Below are 16,067 nucleotides of genomic sequence, written 5' to 3' on the forward strand. Positions count from 1 at the left end.
CTCCTAAAGTGCCGCCTGCCATTCGCGGATGGCGTCGACTGGCCAGACGAGCATCAGCACATTCAGCGTGAGATTGTCGCGAATGATCCAGCCGGTCAGGAGTTCAAACCCGATCGCGATCAGGACGGTGAGCCAGATCGGCGCCCTTGAAGCGAAAAAGAAGCCGATCGCCATGGCGACGGTATCCATCACCGAGTTCAGGATGCTGTCGCCCTCATAGCCGTTGGCGATTGTCGCCGAACGGTAGCGATCGATGATGATCGGCGAGTTTTCCAGAAGCTCCCAGGCGATCTCGACGACCGCGGCAAAGGTCAGGCGGAAGCCGAACGACCGGCGGCGGAAGATGAGATAGCCGGCGAGATAGAACAGGAAGCCGTGGATGATGTGGGACGGCGTGTACCAGTCGGAAATGTGCTGGGAATTGCCCGGCGTGTTGACACCCGGTTCGAACAGCTTGACGTAGCCGCAGGTGCAGATCGGCACCCGGCCCATCAGATAGAGGCTGATCGCCTGCGCGGCGATGAGCGCCAGGAAGACCACGAACCAGAAACTGGCGGAATTGCTCTTCCCGGACGCGGTCCCCGTGACGTTCACTCGGCGGCTCCGGTTTCTTCTTCCTTCGTTTCGACCGTGTGCTTCATGATCAGCGGCATCTGCGCCATGGTGAAGAGGATGGTGATCGGCATGGTGCCCCAGACCTTGAAGGCAACCCATGTGTCGTCGGAGAAATTGCGCCAGACGACTTCGTTCAGCACCGCCAGGAACAGGAAGAACAGGCCCCAGCGGATGGTGAGCTTGCGCCAGCCCTCGTCGGTCAGTTCGAAGGCGGCGTTGAAGACGTAGCCGAGCAGGCTCTTGCCGAAGAAAAGCCCGCCGAGCAGCACGACGCCGAACAGGGTATTGATGATCGTCGGCTTCATCTTGATGAAGGTTTCGTTCTGCAGGTAGATCGACAGGCCGCCGAAGACGAGGACGACGATGCCGGAGACGAAGGGCATGATCGGCAGGTGGCCGACGATGATCTTCGAGCAGACGAGCGAGATGATCGTGGCGGCCATGAACAGCGCGGTTGCCACGAACAGCGGCCCGCCGAGCGCCTCCAGCGCCGGGAAGGTCTTGATCAGCCAGGCACCGCGCAGGTTGGCGAAGAAGAAGACCATCAGCGGTCCCAGCTCCAGCGCCAGCTTCAGAAGCGGATTTTCCTTGATTGCGGCCCTGTTTTCGACGTTCGTCACGCTCTGCACTTCCTTGATGCTCCGCTCGATCGGGTTGATGTGCGGGGCTGCTTGAAGCCCATTTTGGGCATTATGGTGTCAATCCGGCAATGGCTTCGGCAAAATCCGCCGCCTCGAAGGGCTCCAGATCGTCGACGCCTTCGCCGACGCCGATGAAATAGACCGGCAGCTTGTGCTTGGCGGCGATGGCGACGAGGATGCCGCCGCGCGCCGTGCCGTCGAGCTTGGTCATGATCAGGCCGTTGACGCCGGCGATGTTCTTGAAGATCTCGACCTGGTTCATGGCGTTCTGGCCGGTCGTCGCATCCAGCGTCTGCAGCACGGTGTGCGGCGCATCCGGATCGAGCTTGGCGAGCACGCGGACGATCTTTTCGAGCTCCGCCATCAGTTCGGTCTTGTTCTGCAGCCGGCCGGCGGTGTCGATGATCAGCACGTCGGAGCCGTTCTCCTTCGCCTGCTTGAAGGCGTCGAAGGCAAGGCCCGCTGCGTCGGCGCCGATCTTGGTGCCGATGAAGCCGGACTTGGTGCGGTCGGCCCAGATCTTCAGCTGCTCGATCGCGGCGGCGCGGAAAGTGTCGCCGGCGGCCAGCATGACCTTGAGGCCGGCGCCAGACAGCTTGGCCGCAAGCTTGCCGATGGTCGTCGTCTTGCCGGTGCCGTTGACGCCGACGACGAGAATGACATGTGGCTTGTGCGACAGGTCGAGCGCCAGGGGCTTGGCAACCGGGGAGAGGACCTTGGTGATCTCGCTCGCCATGATGCGCGAGACGTCCTCGCCGCTCACGTCCTTGCCATAGCGTTCCGAGGCGAGCGTGTCGGTAACCCGCATCGCCGTCTCGACGCCGAGATCGGCCTGGATCAGCAGGTCTTCCAGCTCCTGCAGCGTGTCGTCGTCGAGCTTGCGCTTGGTGAACAGCGCGGCGATCTGGCCGGAGAGCTGCTGCGAGGTGCGGGCGAGGCCGGCGCGCAGGCGCTGGAACCAGGAAAGCTTCGGCGGCGGCACGAGTGGAGCGTCCGGCTGGACGGTCTTCTCGGCGGTCGCGAAGCCCTTGGGGAGGGCTGGGGTGGCGGGTGTGGCCGGCTCGAGATCGGCGGAGGTTGCGTCCGTCTCCTCGACCTCCTCGGCATTACCCCCCTCTGTCCTGCCGGACATCTCCCCCACAAGGGGGGAGATCGAAGGGGGGGCGTCCTGCTCGTCCTCGATAGTCTCCGGAGCGGAAGCCTGTTCATCCACTTCCGCCGTTGGGGCCAATGGCTCTTCGTCTGCCGCGACGGCTGGCGAGTTGGACAGATCCTCTTCGACCGGTGATTCCTTAGGTTCGGGGTCGGCAGCCAGTTCATCTTCCGCAACAGCAGCCGAAGGCGTCTGCGGTTCCGATGCTTGATGTTCGGACGTAGCCACATCCTCCGGCCGATCTCCCCCCATGTGGGGGAGATGTCCCGAAGGGACAGAGGGGGGTGTCGTTTCCTCGGCCGGCGTTTCAGTAGCTTCCGCTGGCGTCTCTTCGAGCGTTTCGAGGATCGTGACAGCCTCGGCTTCTGCCAGCACGTCTTCGGCGGTGACCTCGTCATGCGGCTTTTCGACCGCCTGAACCGGCTTGTCCTTGCCGAATGTGAAGACCTTCTTGATGAAACCGAGAGCCATACAGTGTCCGTGTTATTCGATGATCAGGCCGCCGCGGCGGCGACCGTCTTGATTTCAAGATGCTTGCCATTGTGGCCGGTGACAAGCACCGAAACGAATTCGCGCGGCATAAATTCGCCGGCGTCGGCAAGCGTGAAGTCTTCCGTGTGCGCCATGCCGTTCATTTCGACGAGGATCGTCTGGCGGCTGCCGACGAGGTGGTCGAGATGGGCCGCATGCAGCCGCTCGCCGGTCAGCCGCAGACGGGCGGCGCGTTCCTTGACGAGCGCTCGGTCGAGCTGCGGCATACGGGCGGCGGGCGTGCCGGGGCGCGGCGAATAGGGGAAGACGTGCAGATGGGCGACGCCGATCTCCTCGGCAAGGCGTTCGGCGTTTGCGAACATGTCCTCGGTTTCCGTCGGGAAGCCGGCGATCATGTCGGCGCCGAAGCTCACCTCCGGTCGAAGACGACGAACGTCCCGACAGAAGGCCAGCGCATCGGCGCGTGAATGCCGCCGCTTCATGCGCTTCAGGATCATGTCGTCGCCGTGCTGCAGCGAGAGGTGCAGGTGCGGCATGAAACGCGGTTCGTCGGCGATCAGGTCCATCAGGTGCCGGTCGGCCTCTATGCTGTCGATGGAGGAGAGCCGCAGGCGGCGGATCTCCGGCACCATCTTCAGGATCGTCTTGGCGAGCAGGCCAAGCGTTGGCTCGCCCGGCAGGTCGGCGCCGTAGCTGGTCGCATCGACGCCGGTCAGCACGACTTCGCGGTAGCCGCTGTCGGCGACCTTGCGAACCTGATCGACGACCGCGCCCATGGGCACCGAGCGGGAATTGCCGCGCCCATAGGGTATGATGCAGAAGGTGCAGCGGTGGTCGCAGCCGTTCTGCACCTGGATGAAGGCGCGCACGTGGCCGTCGATGTGTCGGACCATCTGCGGCGCGGTCTCGGTGACGCTCATGATGTCGTTGACGCGGAGCTTTTCTTCCGCCGAAACGCCGAAATCGGGAAGCGACCGGTAAGACGCGCTTTTCAGCTTTTCCTCATTGCCGAGCACGACATCGACCTCCGCCATGGCGGCGAAGGTGTCCTTCTCCGTCTGTGCGGCGCAGCCGGTGACGATGATGCGGGCGTCTGGATGTTCGCGGCGCTTGCGACGGATTGCCTGGCGTGCCTGGCGGACGGCTTCACCCGTCACCGCGCAGGTGTTGATCAGGACGGCATTGTTCAGGCCGGCCTTTTCGGCCTCCGCCTTCATGACCTCGGATTCATAGGTATTGAGACGACAGCCGAAGGTTATGACCTCGACGCCGCTCACTGCGCCTCGGCTCCGCTTTCGGCTTCGCGCGACCAGTCGCCGGTCTTCGGGCTGACGGCGCCGGACCATTCCCATTCGGCCGGGCCGGTCATGATCACGTGGTTGTCGCGCTCGCGCCATTCGAGTTCGAGCACGCCCGGCGGAATGGCGCTCGCAACCGTGATCGTCACCTTGCGGCCGGTGCGGCCGGTGCGCGCGGCGGAGACGGCGGTGGCGCAGGCGGCCGATCCGCAGGCAAGCGTCAGGCCGGCGCCACGCTCCCACGTCCGCGTCGTGATCGTCGTCGGCGACGTGACCTGGGCAATGGTGATGTTTGCCTTTTCCGGAAACATCGGATGGTTTTCGAGCAGGGGCCCGAAGCGCTCGAGATCGAAGGAGTTGACGTCGCGGTCGACCCAGAAAACCGCGTGCGGATTGCCCATCGACATGGCCGAAGGCGAATGCAGCACGGGATTGTCGATCGGCCCTATCTGCAGTTCGATCCGGCTGGTGTCGTGAAATTCCTCGGCGAGCGGGATCTTGTCCCATGCAAAGACCGGCTGGCCCATGTCGACCGAGATCAGCCCGTCCTCGTGTTCGCGCGCATTGAGGATGCCGGCGACCGTCTGGAAGGTGAAGGCCTTCTTGCCGGTTTCGGCGGCGAGCGCCTGCACCACGCAGCGCGTGCCGTTGCCGCAGGCCTGTGCCTTGGTTCCGTCGGAATTCAGGATGTCGATCCAGGCGTCGGTGCCGGCCGCCTTCGGATCATGGATCGCCATGATCTGGTCGAAACGGGTGTCGGGATCGGCATTCAGCGCGATCGCGGCCTCTGGCGTCACCTGATCCTTGCGGCCGCGCATGTCGACGACGAGGATCTTGTTGCCAAGCCCGTTCATCTTCGCAAATTCTACGCGGTCGTCAGTCATCGTTTACCGGAACCTGTTGGATTTCGGCCTGTATATGGCGGATATCATCGCCGATTTCCAGTGATTTCGCGGCTGTTCAGGCCATCGGTACGTCGAAGACCTCGCCGGCGTGCATGGGCCGGAAGCGCTCGCGGGCGATGCCGGCTTCGTCGAGGGCATGGTGGAGCGCCTGCTTCGGCGCCTCGATCGCTTCGTTGGTCAGCTGGAACGTGCGCCAGTGATGGCCTGCGACATGGGCGGCGTTGCAGAGCTGCATGCCTTTGACGGCCTCTTCCGGGTTCTGATGCTGGCCCTTCATGAACCAGCGCGGCTCATAGGCGCCGAAAGGCAGGTTAGCGAGCCGGAAGCCGCCATGCTTGTCCGCCGCCGCACGATAGTTGATGCCGTCGTGAAATCCGGTGTCGCCAACGTGGTAGACCTTGCCGGCGGGCGTGGTCAGCACGAAAGCCGCCCAGAGCGCCATGCGCCGGTCGCCCATGCCGCGGGCCGACCAGTGGTGGCAGGGTTCGGCATCCACCGTGACGCCATTAGGGAGCTCGAGGCGGTCGCCCCAGTCCATGACGCTGAGCTTCGCCGCTGGCGCTGCCTTGCGGATGATGGCGTCGTTGCCGAGCGGCGTGACGATGTGCGGTGCGTGGGCCTGATGGAGTTTGCGCAGCGAGGCGATGTCGAGATGGTCGTAGTGGTTGTGGGTGACGAGGACGATGTCGATATCCGGCAGGTCTTGCAGCCGGATGCCCGGCTCGACGACGCGCTTCGGCCCGGCAAAGGAAAGCGGACTTGCCCGTTTCGACCAGACGGGATCAGTCAGGATGTTGAGGCCGGCAACCTGGATGAGAAAGGTGGCGTGACCGACCATGGTGACGCGAAGCGCGTCGCCGTCGATCCTGGCCGCGGGCCGGCTGCGGGGAAAGGGACTTTCGAGGCTCTCCGGCCATTTGGAGCGGCTTTCCCAGAATTGCCATTTCAGAAGCGCGCTCAGCCCGCCGGGCTCGACGCCGTCCGGATTGAAGAAGCGGGTTCCGTCGAAATGGTCCGACACAGGACCGGCGTAATAGGGGTTCTTGGGCATGAAAGATCCGGCCATATCATTGTCGTCAATGCGTTAAACTGGGACTCTCCACGGCAACTTTCAATCAGCTGATCGATTATTGGCATGCGCCTTACGGCATGCGGCGTGGTCTCCGGTCGCGGCCGCATAATTTATGCGTCGGCTGCGTGCTGTGTAAGTTTTTGATATTCCTGTCTTTTAAATCCGGCCTGCGCTTGCTTCCTCTTCTCCGGCTTGTGTTGTGACGTCGGGAAAGGCAGTTTGCAGCCAAATCGCCTTCCTGTCTTCTTCTTCCTCCGGTGACCTGCCGATGACCAACATCGCTATCGGGCGGATGAGCCCGCTCCACATCCTTGCCGCCCTCGCATCCGGCGGGCTTCTGACGTTGATGATCCATTTCAATGCCGAGCTCGCGCATTTCGGCGGGCCGCTCTTTTCCTCCTGGTGCGCGCATGGCACCGGCACGATTGCGGCGGTTGTCTACCTGCTGATGCTCAATCGCGGACGCTGGCCGCGGCCTGAGACGTCCACGACGGCCGGCCGGGCGCCACTCTGGGCCTATCTCGGAGGGCTTTCCGGAGCGGTCACCGTCATGCTGAGCGGTATCACGGTCAATTCACCCATTGCGCTGACCGGGACGCTGGCGCTCGGGCTTGCCGGGCAGGTGGTGTTCAGCCTCGCCTCGGACCATTGGGGGCTCTTCGGTATGGCGGCGCGCAGGATCACCCTTCGCGATATCCTGTCCGTGGTGCTGATTTCCGCCGGAAGCCTCCTCATCATTGTCTTCGGGGTGAGGGCTGTATGACGATCTTGCCCGTCCTGCTTGCCATCCTCGCCGGAATGCTGGTGGTCGTCAGCCGCCAGGTCAACGGTCGGCTGAGCCTTTCGACCTCGCCGCTGATCGCCTCGTTCTGGAATCACCTTGTCGGCTTCGTCTTCCTGACTGTCGTCGGCCTGCTTTTGGGACAGCTTTTCCTGCCGGGCGCTGCGGACGCGCCGCTTTATGCCTATATCGGCGGGCCGCTGGGTGTCATCTTCGTCGCCTCGGGCAGCTGGCTCATCGCCCGCATCGGCGCCGCCAACACGGCGCTTCTGGTCATTGCCGGCCAGATGGTCTCGGGCATCGCCTTCGATGCGGCCGGCGGTCATCCTCCGGCCTTCTGGGCGGCAGGCCTCGGGGTCGTCCTCATCGTCGCCGGCGTGCTTTTGACCCAGAAGCGCGGCAAGCCTTGACTTTCTGCGGCATTTCCTGTTTACCCGCGCCATCTGCTGACAAGTGACAAGCTTGAAGCCGCCGACCGGGACCCGTGAAGGTATAAAGAGATCCCGGAGGTCAACACCCGACAGCGCGTTGCGCCCTCGGGTGCTTTTTGGCTTTGCGCCTTGTTTTACGCGTCACGGTAAACCACGTTTCCGGGAACCGATTCCCCCGGATGCGAAAAGGAAGAGCTGATGTTTGAAAACCTCCAGGACCGTCTTGGCGCCATTCTGAATGGACTGACCGGACGTGGCTCCCTGTCGGAAAGCGATGTCTCGGCAGCGCTGCGCGAAGTCCGCCGCGCGCTGCTCGAAGCCGACGTCGCGCTCGAAGTCGTGCGCTCCTTTACCGACCGCGTGCGCGAGAAGGCCGTCGGCGCCGCCGTGCTGAAGTCGATCAAGCCGGGGCAGATGGTCGTCAAGATCGTCCATGACGAGCTGGTCGAGATGCTCGGCACCGAAGGCAAGACGATCGATCTCAATGCCGCCGCTCCGGTCGTCGTCATGATGGTCGGCCTTCAGGGCTCCGGTAAAACCACGACCACGGCGAAGATCGCTAAGCGCCTGACGAACCGCGAGCGCAAGAAGGTCCTGATGGCCTCGCTCGACACGCGCCGTCCGGCAGCCCAGGAGCAGCTTCGCCAGCTCGGCGTTCAGGCCGGCGTCGACACGCTTCCGATCATTGCCGGCCAGTCGCCGACGGAGATCGCCGGGCGCGCCGTGCAGGCCGCCAAGCTCGGCGGCCATGACGTCGTCATCCTCGATACCGCCGGCCGTACCCACATCGACGAACCGTTGATGGTGGAAATGGCCGACATCAAGAAGAAGTCCAACCCGCACGAAATCCTGCTGGTTGCCGACAGCCTCACCGGTCAGGACGCCGTCAATCTCGCGCGCAACTTCGATGAGCGCGTCGGCATCACCGGTCTCGTGCTGACCCGCATGGACGGCGACGGCCGCGGCGGTGCGGCGCTTTCGATGCGTGCCGTCACCGGCAAGCCGATCAAGCTGATCGGTACCGGCGAAAAGATGGACGAGATGGAGGAATTCCATCCCCGCCGGATCGCCGACCGCATCCTCGGCATGGGCGACATCGTTTCGCTGGTCGAAAAGGCCGCCGAGACGATCGACGCCGAAAAGGCGGCGGCCATGGCCCAGAAGATGGCCAAGGGCAAGTTCGACCTGAACGACCTTTCCGAACAGCTCAAGCAGATGCAGCAGCTCGGCGGCATGGGCGGCATCATGGGCATGATGCCCGGCATGTCGGGCATGAAGGACAAGATCGCTGCCGCCGGCCTCGACGACAAGGTCTTCAAGCGCCAGCTCGCCATTATCTCCTCGATGACCAAGGCCGAGCGCGCCAATCCTGACATCCTGAAGCATTCGCGCAAGAAGCGCATTGCAGCCGGCTCCGGCACCGACGCCGCCGACATCAACAAGCTTCTGAAGATGCACCGCCAGATGGCCGACATGATGAAAGCCATGGGCGGCAAGGGCAAGGGCGGTGGCATGATGAAGCAGATGATGGGCGGTCTTGCCGGCAAAATGGGCCTTGGCGGCATGATGGGCGGCGGCATGCCGGACCTGTCCGGTATGGATCCCAAGCAGCTCGAAGCCTTGGCCAAGCAGGCCGAAGCTTCCGGTCTTGGCAAAGGTATGGGTGGACTTCCGGGTGGCCTTCCCGGTCTCGGCGGCGGCAAGCTGCCCGGACTTGGCGGTGGCGGTCTCCCGGGCCTTCCCGGCCTGCCGAAGAAGAAGTGAGAGGGTAACTGAATGACGACCGATTCCGAAATCAGAAACCAGCTCGCAAAGTACCGCCAGTCGATCGACAACATCGACGCGGCGCTCATTCACATGCTGGCCGAACGCTTTGCCTGCACGAAGGCTGTGGGCGTTCTGAAGGCCACGCACGAATTGCCGCCGTCTGATCCGGCGCGCGAAGAATACCAGATCGACCGCCTGCGCAGGCTCGCCAAGGAGGCCAATCTGGACCCGGACTTTGCCGAGAAGTTCCTGAACTTCATCATCAGGGAAGTGATCCGGCACCATGAAGCAATCGCTGCCGAACATAACGGCAAGTAACCAACATGCCGCTCAAACGAAGCGGTCAGACATGCCTTGAAGGAGAAATGAAATGGCACTGAAAATTCGTCTCGCCCGCGGTGGCTCCAAGAAGCGCCCGTATTACCACGTTGTCGTCGCTGACGCCCGTTCGCCCCGCGACGGCCGCTTCATCGAAAAGATCGGCCACTGGAACCCGATGCTGGCCAAGGACAATGCCGAGCGCATCAGCCTCGACGGCGACCGCGTCAAGCATTGGATCGAGCAGGGCGCACAGCCGACCGACCGCGTTCTGCGCTTCCTCGACGAAGCCGGCCTGGCAAAGCGCGACGCCCGCAGCAACCCGGAAAAGGCAAAGCCGGGCAAGAAGGCTGTCGAGCGCCAGAAGGAAAAGGAAATGAAGGCTGCCGAAGCCGCTGCCGCTGCTGCGGAAGCTGCTGCCGAGTAAGCCTTTCGACCTTTCCAGGTTTTTCGAATGGAGGCTCCTCCGCCTTGTGCGGGGGAGCCTTTATTTTTGCGAGCCGGTGCCAAGTTCTGTCAGATAGGCCCGGACGGCGTTCTGCACGTGACGGAAGCGGTCGCCACCCAGATGCTTGCCTCCATACCAGCGGGTGACGACGACGATGTGGTCGGTGAGGTTTTCGTGCTGCAGCATCTGCAGGATGATCATGCCGGCGCCGCTCTCGCCGTCGTCGGCCTTGATCGCCCCGTCGGCGCAGACCAGCGCCCAGGTGTTGTGGGTCGCCTTGGCGAATTTCTTGCTGCGCTTCAGTTCGGCGATGAAAGCTTTGGCCTCTTCCGCCGACTTGCAGGGGCCGCCGGAGACCGCGTATTTCGAGCCGCGATCGGTGATGATGTTTTCAAGAACGAGCATGTCTTCCGGCATAAGGCCCGCCGCTCGCCTGTGCAACTCTCCCGCCCCGATACGGTTTTCCTTGTGAAGCGGTGGGCGCTCGGATTAAGAGAGGCGGAAATTTAAGAATGAAGGGGGCTTCATGGCGAAGCTGACAAATCCGGTTCTCATGGCGACGATCGGCGGTGCCCAGGGCATCCGCGGCGAAGTGCGCGTGAAGTCCTACACCAACGATCCGCTGTCGCTTGGCGATTACGGCAAGCTGCATGCCGAGGACGGCCGCGTGTTCGAGGTGCTCGAGATCCGATCGGCGAAGAACGTCGCGATCGTGCGGTTCCGCGGCATCAACGACCGCAACACCGCCGAGGCGCTGAACGGCCTGGAACTCTATATCGAGCGGGAGAACCTGCCGGACGAGGAACTCGACGACGACGAGTTCTACTATGCGGATCTCGAAGGCCTCGAGGTCGTTGACGACACCGGGACCTCCTACGGCACTGTCAGCGCGGTCTTCGATTTCGGCGCCGGCGACCTGCTGGAGGTCAAGGGTCCGGGCAAGCGGCCGGTGCTGATTCCGTTTTCCGAAGCCGCTGTTCTCGAAATCGATCTCGAGGACGGCCGGCTTCTGATCGACCCGATCGCCGCCGGTCTGGTGGATACGGACGGTGACGGTCCCGGCAGCCGCAAGCGCCGCCCCTCAAGGGACGACGAATGACGTTCAAGGCCACCGTTCTCACGCTCTATCCGGAGATGTTTCCCGGTCATCTCGGCCATTCGCTGGCGGGCAAGGCGATGGAGCGCGGGCAATGGGCGATGGAGGCAGTGCAGATCCGCGATTTCGCCACCGACAAGCACCGCAGCGTCGACGATACGCCTGCCGGTGGTGGCGCGGGCATGGTGCTGAGAGCGGATGTGCTGGCGATAGCCATCGATTCGATTGCCGGTGATACGAGACCGCGCCTGCTGATGAGCCCGCGTGGCAAGCCTTTGACGCAGGCCCGCGTGCGCGAACTTGCGGCCGGTGAAGGCGTGGTCATCGTCTGCGGCCGGTTCGAGGGTGTCGACCAGCGCGTCATCGACGCGCGGCAGCTCGAAGAGGTTTCCATAGGGGACTATATATTGTCGGGCGGCGAGCCGGCGGCCCTGACGCTGCTCGATGCCGTCGTGCGTATCCTGCCGGGCGTCATGGGCAATGACGAATCCGGTACGCATGAAAGCTTCGAGGGCGGCATGCTGGAGCATCCGCACTATACGCGCCCACAGGTATTCGAAGGTCGTGAGATCCCGGAGGTGCTGACGTCCGGCAACCACAAGAAGATCGCCGAGTGGCGCGAGGCGGAAGCCCGCAAGCTGACGGAAGAACGTCGCCCGGACCTGCTGCCGGGTCACTTCAGGAAGTAATACACCGCGAGGAACAGGCCCACCGCGACGACCAGCCAGCGCAGGATGTGCTGCGGCACGCGCTTTGCCGCCCAGACGCCGGAATAGCCGCCAAGCGCCGCGCCGGGCAGCATGACGATCGCATACAGCCAGTTGATCGCCCCGCCGGCGGTGAAGACGATGATGGCGATGGCGGCAATCACGATCGACAGGAAGTTCTTCAGCGCGTTCAGCCGATGATAGTCGCCGCCCGTGGCGATGCTCAGCGATGCGAGCATCATGATGCCCATGCCGGCGCCGAAGAAGCCGCCATAGATGGAGGTCAAAAACTGGCTGACGATGCCCTTGGCATTGTGCGGCGGATGTTCCTTCTCCGTCTTCGGCTTCAGTTTCGGGCCGGCAGCGAAGAGTGCGGTGGCGGCCAGCAGGAGCCAGGGTACGAGGCTGCGGAAGGACGGGTTCGACAGCGACAGGAGAAGAAGCGAGCCGCCGAGCGCGCCGACGGCCGAGACGATGCCGAGGATGATGGCCGCCCGCCACATGCCGCGGATCTCCCGCCCATAGGCGAGCGCCGAGGTGATATAGCCGGGAAACTGCACGATCGAGGAGGTGGCGTTCGCCGTGATCGGCGGCAGGCCGGCCAGCGTCATGGCGCCGAAGGTCAGGAACGTGCCTCCGCCGGCAATGGCATTGACCATGCCCGACAGGAGCCCGGCGAGAAACAGCAGGCAGATGGAAACGAGTGTCATGATCCCCCCTCATGCGACCATGGATGAATAGACCGGCACTTCAGCCGTCGCAACCGCTCAATTCCGGCCGCCAGACGGTAAAAATGGCGGGCAGGGGGATGACAACGGACGTTTTCTCGTGTAGAGGCCCACGCGGACATGGGGAAAACCCCGTAAACCAGCAACAAAGAACCGCGTACCCGCTCCCGCCCGCAAGGGCATGTCCGGAGGCCAAGTGCCAAGGGACACCGTGTCGAGCGCTCTGGCTGTTTTAGAAGAAATCAGAGGTTTAAGCGATGAACATCATCGAGCAGTTGGAAGCCGAACAGGCCGCCAAGATTGAAGCCAAGCGCAAGCTTCCGGAATTTTCCCCGGGTGACACCGTTCGCGTCAACGTTCGCGTGACGGAAGGCAACCGTACCCGCGTACAGGCCTATGAAGGCGTTTGCATTGCCCGCTCCGGCGGCGGCATCAACGAAAGCTTCACGGTCCGCAAGATCTCCTACGGCGAAGGCGTCGAGCGCGTATTCCCGGTCTACTCCCCGCTCGTCGAGAGCGTCGAAGTCGTCCGTCGCGGTAAGGTCCGTCGCGCCAAGCTCTACTACCTGCGCGACCGTCGCGGCAAGTCTGCCCGTATCTCCGAAAACACCAACGTCCGCGCCCGCAAGCTCAACGAAGCCGAGCGTCAGGCCGTTGTCGAGGAAAAGGCACGTCTGGAAGCTGAAAAGATCGCAGCAGCAGAGGCTCTGGCCGCCGAAAAGGCAGCAGCAGAAGCCGCTGAAGCAGCAGCGGCAGCAGAAACAGCCAAGGACGGCGCTGCCGAATAATTTCGGGTTCAATCCCGAATTTGAAAAGCCCGGCGATAACATCGCCGGGCTTTTCCTGTTTCTGCCTGATGTTTCGGATCAGAACTTCGGGGACGAATCCCAGTGTTCATCCGCCTTGCCGTCGACGAAGCGCCAGGTGTCGTACCATGTGGTGGTGTAAGTCTTGGTCGGGTCTTTTGGGTCCTTCTCGGTGCGCACCGTCGCAACCGTCACGTAATCCCCTTCAGCGTTGACGAAGACCACCGGCAGGCCGAGCTTCTCCGGGATCGCCGTCGGCTTCGCTTTCAGCACCTTGACGAAGAAGTCGATGACCGACTGGCGGCCGGAGGCGGCGTTCGGATTGTGCTGGATGTAGCGTTCGGTCAGATACTTGTCGGCGAGCTCCCAGTGATTTGCCTCCAGGAGATCGCGCATGATGTGATAGGCGACCTGCTTGTTGGCATTGAGCTTGGGATCGGGGCTGGTGAACAGCGCCTCCTTGTCGGCGGCGGCAACGACCGCCTCCTGGGGGAAGGCCGGCGTTGCGAACGGTACCGTGCCGGCAAGGAGGCTTACGGCAATCGCGAGGGTCGGCATCAATTTCATCGGAGTATCCCTTTCCTGTTCAGCCTTGGGTGGCGATGCGATCATGCGCAGCGTTGCGCATCGATCCGGGGACTTTTGAGATAGAAGCGGGCGGTGACATTTGAAAGAAGGCACCTTTTCCGCCGATAGGCAGGTTCAGGGAACCGTCGCGTTCGCAAGTCGTGGGTCTTCCGTTCGTTCGCCTTGCAATCGACCGTCCTGTTGTGACAGTGTTTCGCCGCCATAATCCAGGAGATTTCCATGCCGCTGAGACGCGCATTTCTCGCCGGGCTTGCCGCCCTTTCGCTTCTTCCGTTCACCGCACATGCGGACGGGCTGCCGGACCTCGGCGGCAAGGAGATCGTGGTCGTCACGGAAAACGCCTATCCGCCGCTGCAGTTCGTCGATCCGAAGACCGGCGAGCAGATCGGCTGGGAATATGACGCGATGAACGAGATCGCCAAGCGGCTGAACGCCAAGGTCTCCTACCAGAACACCAGCTGGGACGCGATGATCCAGGCCGTTTCCGACGGCCAGTTCGACATTGGCATGGATGGCATCACGATCAAGGACGACCGCAAGGAGAAGGTCGACTTCTCCGATCCCTACATGCGCTCCGAGCAGTTCATGCTGGTGCGCGGTGACGAGGACCGTTTCACCGATGCGAAGACCTTCGGTGCCAATGACAAGCTGCTGATCGGCTCGCAGCCGGGCACGACGCAGTTCTACACGGCCGTCTACGAAGTGCTGGACGGCAACGAGCAGAACCCACGCATCAAGCTTTTCGAGACCTTCGGTGCGACGGTCCAGGCGCTGAAGACCGGCGACGTCGACATGGTACTGACCGACAACACGGCCGGCCAGGGCTATGTCAGCCAGTCGAATGGCGGGTTGAAGATCGTCGGCGGCCCGCTCGGCTCCGAGGATTTCGGCTTCATCTTCAAGAAGGGTTCCGACCTCGTAGCACCCGTCAACGCCGCCATCGCCTCAATGAAGGCCGACGGCACCATGGATGCGCTGAACAAGAAGTGGTTCCTCGACTACAAGATGGGCGAGTGATCGCAATCTTGAGCTGCCGGTCAAACATGGCTGTAAGCCCCTCCCCAACCCCTCCCCACAAGGGGGAGGGGCTCCGTGCTGCACATCTCCTGCGTAACTTACGCATTCACATGACGCGCCACTTGCCCAAAAATAGGAATTGGGTCGGGCTGGATAGCCCCTCCCCCCTGTGGGGAGGGGTTGGGGAGGGGTGCTCGCGCGGAAGCAATGGCGGGGGCACACGCTCATGACCATGCAGACGCAGCCCACCAATGGGGGCGATCGCCCCTGGTGGCTCTACACGCTTGTCCTGATCGGGCTGGCGCTGGCTGTGGTCATCGCGGTCAACGACATCTATGCGCAGGTCTTCCAGGTGGTGCTGAAGGGGGCGTGGACCACGGTCTTCGTGACGATCGTCGCGTTCAGCCTGGCGACCGTTTTCGGCCTCGGCATCGCGCTTCTGGGCATGGCCGGCAATGTGGCGCTGAGGCAGATCGCCCGCTTCTATGTCGAGGTGGTGCGCGGCATACCCATGCTGGTCCTGCTTTTCTATGTCGCCTTCGTCGGCGCGCCGGGCATCGTCGCCGCTGTCAATTTCATCATGACGCCGCTGATCGAGCGGGGCGCGATGGAACCGCTGCTGGTGCGCGACGTCTCGCTGATGTGGCGGGCGATCATCGCGCTGACGCTCGGTTATGCCTCCTTCATCGCCGAAATCTTCCGGGCCGGCATCCAGTCGGTCGACAAGGGACAGATCGAGGCAGCCGAAGCGCTCGGGCTCTCGCGCTTCCAGCGCTTCCGGCTCGTCGTCCTGCCGCAGGCGGTCCGGATCATCCTGCCGCCGCTCTCCAATGACTTCGTGTCGATGGTCAAGGACTCGTCGCTGGTCTCCGTGCTGGGCGTCGCGGACATCACGCAGATGGGCAAGGTCTACGCGTCCGGCTCGTTCCGCTTCTTCGAGACCTATTCGATCGTCACCTATGTCTACCTGATCCTGACGATCGGGCTGTCGCTTCTCCTGCGCAGGCTGGAGCGGAGAATGAGCGCGATGCCGTCTCGCATCGAGGGCGGGCGCGACAAGACGGCCCGTTCGGCCTGACGATATGAATTGCCACTCTGGCGAAAAATTGGTATGAGCCCCGCCCATGGGATCTAAATTCGGATGTCTCGCGCCTCATATCTACGTGCTGCAGGACCACAAGCGTCTGCCGGCACGCTTTTTCGC

General features: G+C 62.9%; 19 protein-coding genes. 10 read left to right on the forward strand and 9 right to left on the reverse strand.

The genetic code is table 11. The features are described from left to right. Positions 1-3: 3 nt before the first annotated feature. From ACU5AZ_RS11450 to ACU5AZ_RS11475, 6 genes are all read right to left on the reverse strand, one after another. The gene (locus ACU5AZ_RS11450; RefSeq protein ID WP_446822501.1) at positions 4-594 is read right to left on the reverse strand and encodes a DUF2585 domain-containing protein; all 591 of its coding nucleotides are present in this window, start codon (positions 592-594) and stop codon (positions 4-6) included. Beyond that, positions 591-1,235, reverse strand: coding sequence for a septation protein A (locus ACU5AZ_RS11455; RefSeq protein WP_446822502.1), 645 nt, complete (start codon positions 1,233-1,235; stop codon positions 591-593). The genes ACU5AZ_RS11450 and ACU5AZ_RS11455 overlap by 4 nt, the downstream gene beginning before the upstream one ends. A gap of 70 nt (positions 1,236-1,305) precedes the next feature. Further along, positions 1,306-2,880, reverse strand: a complete 1,575-nt coding sequence (gene ftsY / locus ACU5AZ_RS11460) for a signal recognition particle-docking protein FtsY (protein WP_446822503.1) — start codon at positions 2,878-2,880, stop codon at positions 1,306-1,308. Between the two features lie 23 nt (positions 2,881-2,903). Continuing rightward, on the reverse strand, positions 2,904-4,178 hold the full coding sequence (gene mtaB, locus ACU5AZ_RS11465; protein WP_446822504.1) for a tRNA (N(6)-L-threonylcarbamoyladenosine(37)-C(2))-methylthiotransferase MtaB: 1,275 nt from the start codon (positions 4,176-4,178) through the stop codon (positions 2,904-2,906). Beyond that, positions 4,175-5,083 carry a diaminopimelate epimerase gene (gene dapF, locus ACU5AZ_RS11470; protein ID WP_446822505.1) on the reverse strand — a complete coding sequence of 303 codons (909 nt, stop codon included), beginning with the start codon at positions 5,081-5,083 and terminating at the stop codon, positions 4,175-4,177. Before dapF ends, mtaB begins: the two co-directional genes overlap by 4 nt. A 76-nt stretch (positions 5,084-5,159) precedes the next feature. Further along, a complete protein-coding gene (locus ACU5AZ_RS11475) occupies positions 5,160-6,155 on the reverse strand; it encodes an MBL fold metallo-hydrolase (RefSeq protein WP_446822506.1) in 996 nt (331 codons plus the stop codon). Positions 6,156-6,444: 289 nt separating this feature from the next. Between ACU5AZ_RS11475 and ACU5AZ_RS11480 the strand changes: the two genes are divergently transcribed. The 5 genes from ACU5AZ_RS11480 to rpsP all read left to right on the forward strand — a co-directional run bounded on the left by ACU5AZ_RS11480 (position 6,445) and on the right by rpsP (position 9,900). Continuing rightward, on the forward strand, positions 6,445-6,939 hold the full coding sequence (locus tag ACU5AZ_RS11480) for a DMT family transporter (protein ID WP_446822507.1): 495 nt from the start codon (positions 6,445-6,447) through the stop codon (positions 6,937-6,939). Further along, positions 6,936-7,367 (forward strand): DMT family transporter, encoded by a 432-nt coding sequence (locus ACU5AZ_RS11485; protein ID WP_446822508.1) that lies wholly within the window; start codon positions 6,936-6,938, stop codon positions 7,365-7,367. Before ACU5AZ_RS11480 ends, ACU5AZ_RS11485 begins: the two co-directional genes overlap by 4 nt. Positions 7,368-7,586: 219 nt before the next feature. Beyond that, complete coding sequence (gene ffh, locus ACU5AZ_RS11490) at positions 7,587-9,152, forward strand: signal recognition particle protein (RefSeq protein WP_446822509.1); 1,566 nt, start codon at positions 7,587-7,589, stop codon at positions 9,150-9,152. A gap of 12 nt (positions 9,153-9,164) precedes the next feature. Next, the gene (locus tag ACU5AZ_RS11495) at positions 9,165-9,473 is read left to right on the forward strand and encodes a chorismate mutase (RefSeq protein ID WP_446822510.1); all 309 of its coding nucleotides are present in this window, start codon (positions 9,165-9,167) and stop codon (positions 9,471-9,473) included. A 52-nt stretch (positions 9,474-9,525) separates the two neighbouring features. Continuing rightward, a complete protein-coding gene (gene rpsP, locus ACU5AZ_RS11500) occupies positions 9,526-9,900 on the forward strand; it encodes a 30S ribosomal protein S16 (protein WP_446822511.1) in 375 nt (124 codons plus the stop codon). 60 nt (positions 9,901-9,960) lie between these two features. Here the strand turns inward: rpsP and ACU5AZ_RS11505 are convergent, their stop codons facing one another. Next, positions 9,961-10,326: a YigZ family protein gene (locus ACU5AZ_RS11505; protein ID WP_446822512.1), complete on the reverse strand. Its 366-nt coding sequence runs from the start codon at positions 10,324-10,326 to the stop codon at positions 9,961-9,963. 121 nt (positions 10,327-10,447) lie between these two features. Between ACU5AZ_RS11505 and rimM the strand changes: the two genes are divergently transcribed. Next, positions 10,448-11,020 (forward strand): ribosome maturation factor RimM, encoded by a 573-nt coding sequence (rimM, locus tag ACU5AZ_RS11510; RefSeq protein ID WP_446822513.1) that lies wholly within the window; start codon positions 10,448-10,450, stop codon positions 11,018-11,020. Further along, a complete protein-coding gene (trmD, locus tag ACU5AZ_RS11515) occupies positions 11,017-11,706 on the forward strand; it encodes a tRNA (guanosine(37)-N1)-methyltransferase TrmD (protein WP_446822514.1) in 690 nt (229 codons plus the stop codon). Before rimM ends, trmD begins: the two co-directional genes overlap by 4 nt. Here trmD and ACU5AZ_RS11520 read toward each other — a convergent pair. After that, a complete protein-coding gene (locus ACU5AZ_RS11520) occupies positions 11,691-12,434 on the reverse strand; it encodes a sulfite exporter TauE/SafE family protein (RefSeq protein ID WP_446822515.1) in 744 nt (247 codons plus the stop codon). The two genes, trmD and ACU5AZ_RS11520, sit on opposite strands and share 16 nt — an antisense overlap. 275 nt (positions 12,435-12,709) lie before the next feature. On the opposite strand from ACU5AZ_RS11520, the gene rplS reads away from it, so the two are divergent. Then, complete coding sequence (gene rplS, locus ACU5AZ_RS11525) at positions 12,710-13,240, forward strand: 50S ribosomal protein L19 (RefSeq protein WP_446822516.1); 531 nt, start codon at positions 12,710-12,712, stop codon at positions 13,238-13,240. Between the two features lie 78 nt (positions 13,241-13,318). On the opposite strand, the gene ACU5AZ_RS11530 is transcribed toward rplS, so the two are convergent. Beyond that, entirely contained in the window at positions 13,319-13,825 is a 507-nt protein-coding gene (locus ACU5AZ_RS11530; protein ID WP_446822517.1) for a nuclear transport factor 2 family protein, read from the reverse strand. Between the two features lie 240 nt (positions 13,826-14,065). Between ACU5AZ_RS11530 and ACU5AZ_RS11535 the strand changes: the two genes are divergently transcribed. Further along, positions 14,066-14,863 (forward strand): transporter substrate-binding domain-containing protein, encoded by a 798-nt coding sequence (locus tag ACU5AZ_RS11535; RefSeq protein ID WP_446822518.1) that lies wholly within the window; start codon positions 14,066-14,068, stop codon positions 14,861-14,863. A 226-nt stretch (positions 14,864-15,089) separates the two neighbouring features. After that, a complete protein-coding gene (locus ACU5AZ_RS11540) occupies positions 15,090-15,941 on the forward strand; it encodes an amino acid ABC transporter permease (RefSeq protein WP_446822519.1) in 852 nt (283 codons plus the stop codon). Positions 15,942-16,067 lie beyond the last annotated feature (126 nt).

The organism is Rhizobium sp. PAMB 3182 (assembly GCF_052908355.1).

Coding starts and splice junctions, on each gene's coding strand:
- ftsY (WP_446822503.1), bottom strand. CDS start 2,880: ATGGCTCTCGGTTTCATCAAGAAGGTCTTCACATTCGGCAAGGACAAG.
- dapF (WP_446822505.1), bottom strand. CDS start 5,083: ATGACTGACGACCGCGTAGAATTTGCGAAGATGAACGGGCTTGGCAAC.
- ACU5AZ_RS11475 (WP_446822506.1), bottom strand. CDS start 6,155: ATGCCCAAGAACCCCTATTACGCCGGTCCTGTGTCGGACCATTTCGAC.
- ACU5AZ_RS11480 (WP_446822507.1), top strand. CDS start 6,445: ATGACCAACATCGCTATCGGGCGGATGAGCCCGCTCCACATCCTTGCC.
- ACU5AZ_RS11485 (WP_446822508.1), top strand. CDS start 6,936: ATGACGATCTTGCCCGTCCTGCTTGCCATCCTCGCCGGAATGCTGGTG.
- ffh (WP_446822509.1), top strand. CDS start 7,587: ATGTTTGAAAACCTCCAGGACCGTCTTGGCGCCATTCTGAATGGACTG.
- ACU5AZ_RS11495 (WP_446822510.1), top strand. CDS start 9,165: ATGACGACCGATTCCGAAATCAGAAACCAGCTCGCAAAGTACCGCCAG.
- rpsP (WP_446822511.1), top strand. CDS start 9,526: ATGGCACTGAAAATTCGTCTCGCCCGCGGTGGCTCCAAGAAGCGCCCG.
- ACU5AZ_RS11505 (WP_446822512.1), bottom strand. CDS start 10,326: ATGCTCGTTCTTGAAAACATCATCACCGATCGCGGCTCGAAATACGCG.
- rimM (WP_446822513.1), top strand. CDS start 10,448: ATGGCGAAGCTGACAAATCCGGTTCTCATGGCGACGATCGGCGGTGCC.
- trmD (WP_446822514.1), top strand. CDS start 11,017: ATGACGTTCAAGGCCACCGTTCTCACGCTCTATCCGGAGATGTTTCCC.
- ACU5AZ_RS11520 (WP_446822515.1), bottom strand. CDS start 12,434: ATGACACTCGTTTCCATCTGCCTGCTGTTTCTCGCCGGGCTCCTGTCG.
- rplS (WP_446822516.1), top strand. CDS start 12,710: ATGAACATCATCGAGCAGTTGGAAGCCGAACAGGCCGCCAAGATTGAA.
- ACU5AZ_RS11530 (WP_446822517.1), bottom strand. CDS start 13,825: ATGAAATTGATGCCGACCCTCGCGATTGCCGTAAGCCTCCTTGCCGGC.
- ACU5AZ_RS11535 (WP_446822518.1), top strand. CDS start 14,066: ATGCCGCTGAGACGCGCATTTCTCGCCGGGCTTGCCGCCCTTTCGCTT.
- ACU5AZ_RS11540 (WP_446822519.1), top strand. CDS start 15,090: ATGACCATGCAGACGCAGCCCACCAATGGGGGCGATCGCCCCTGGTGG.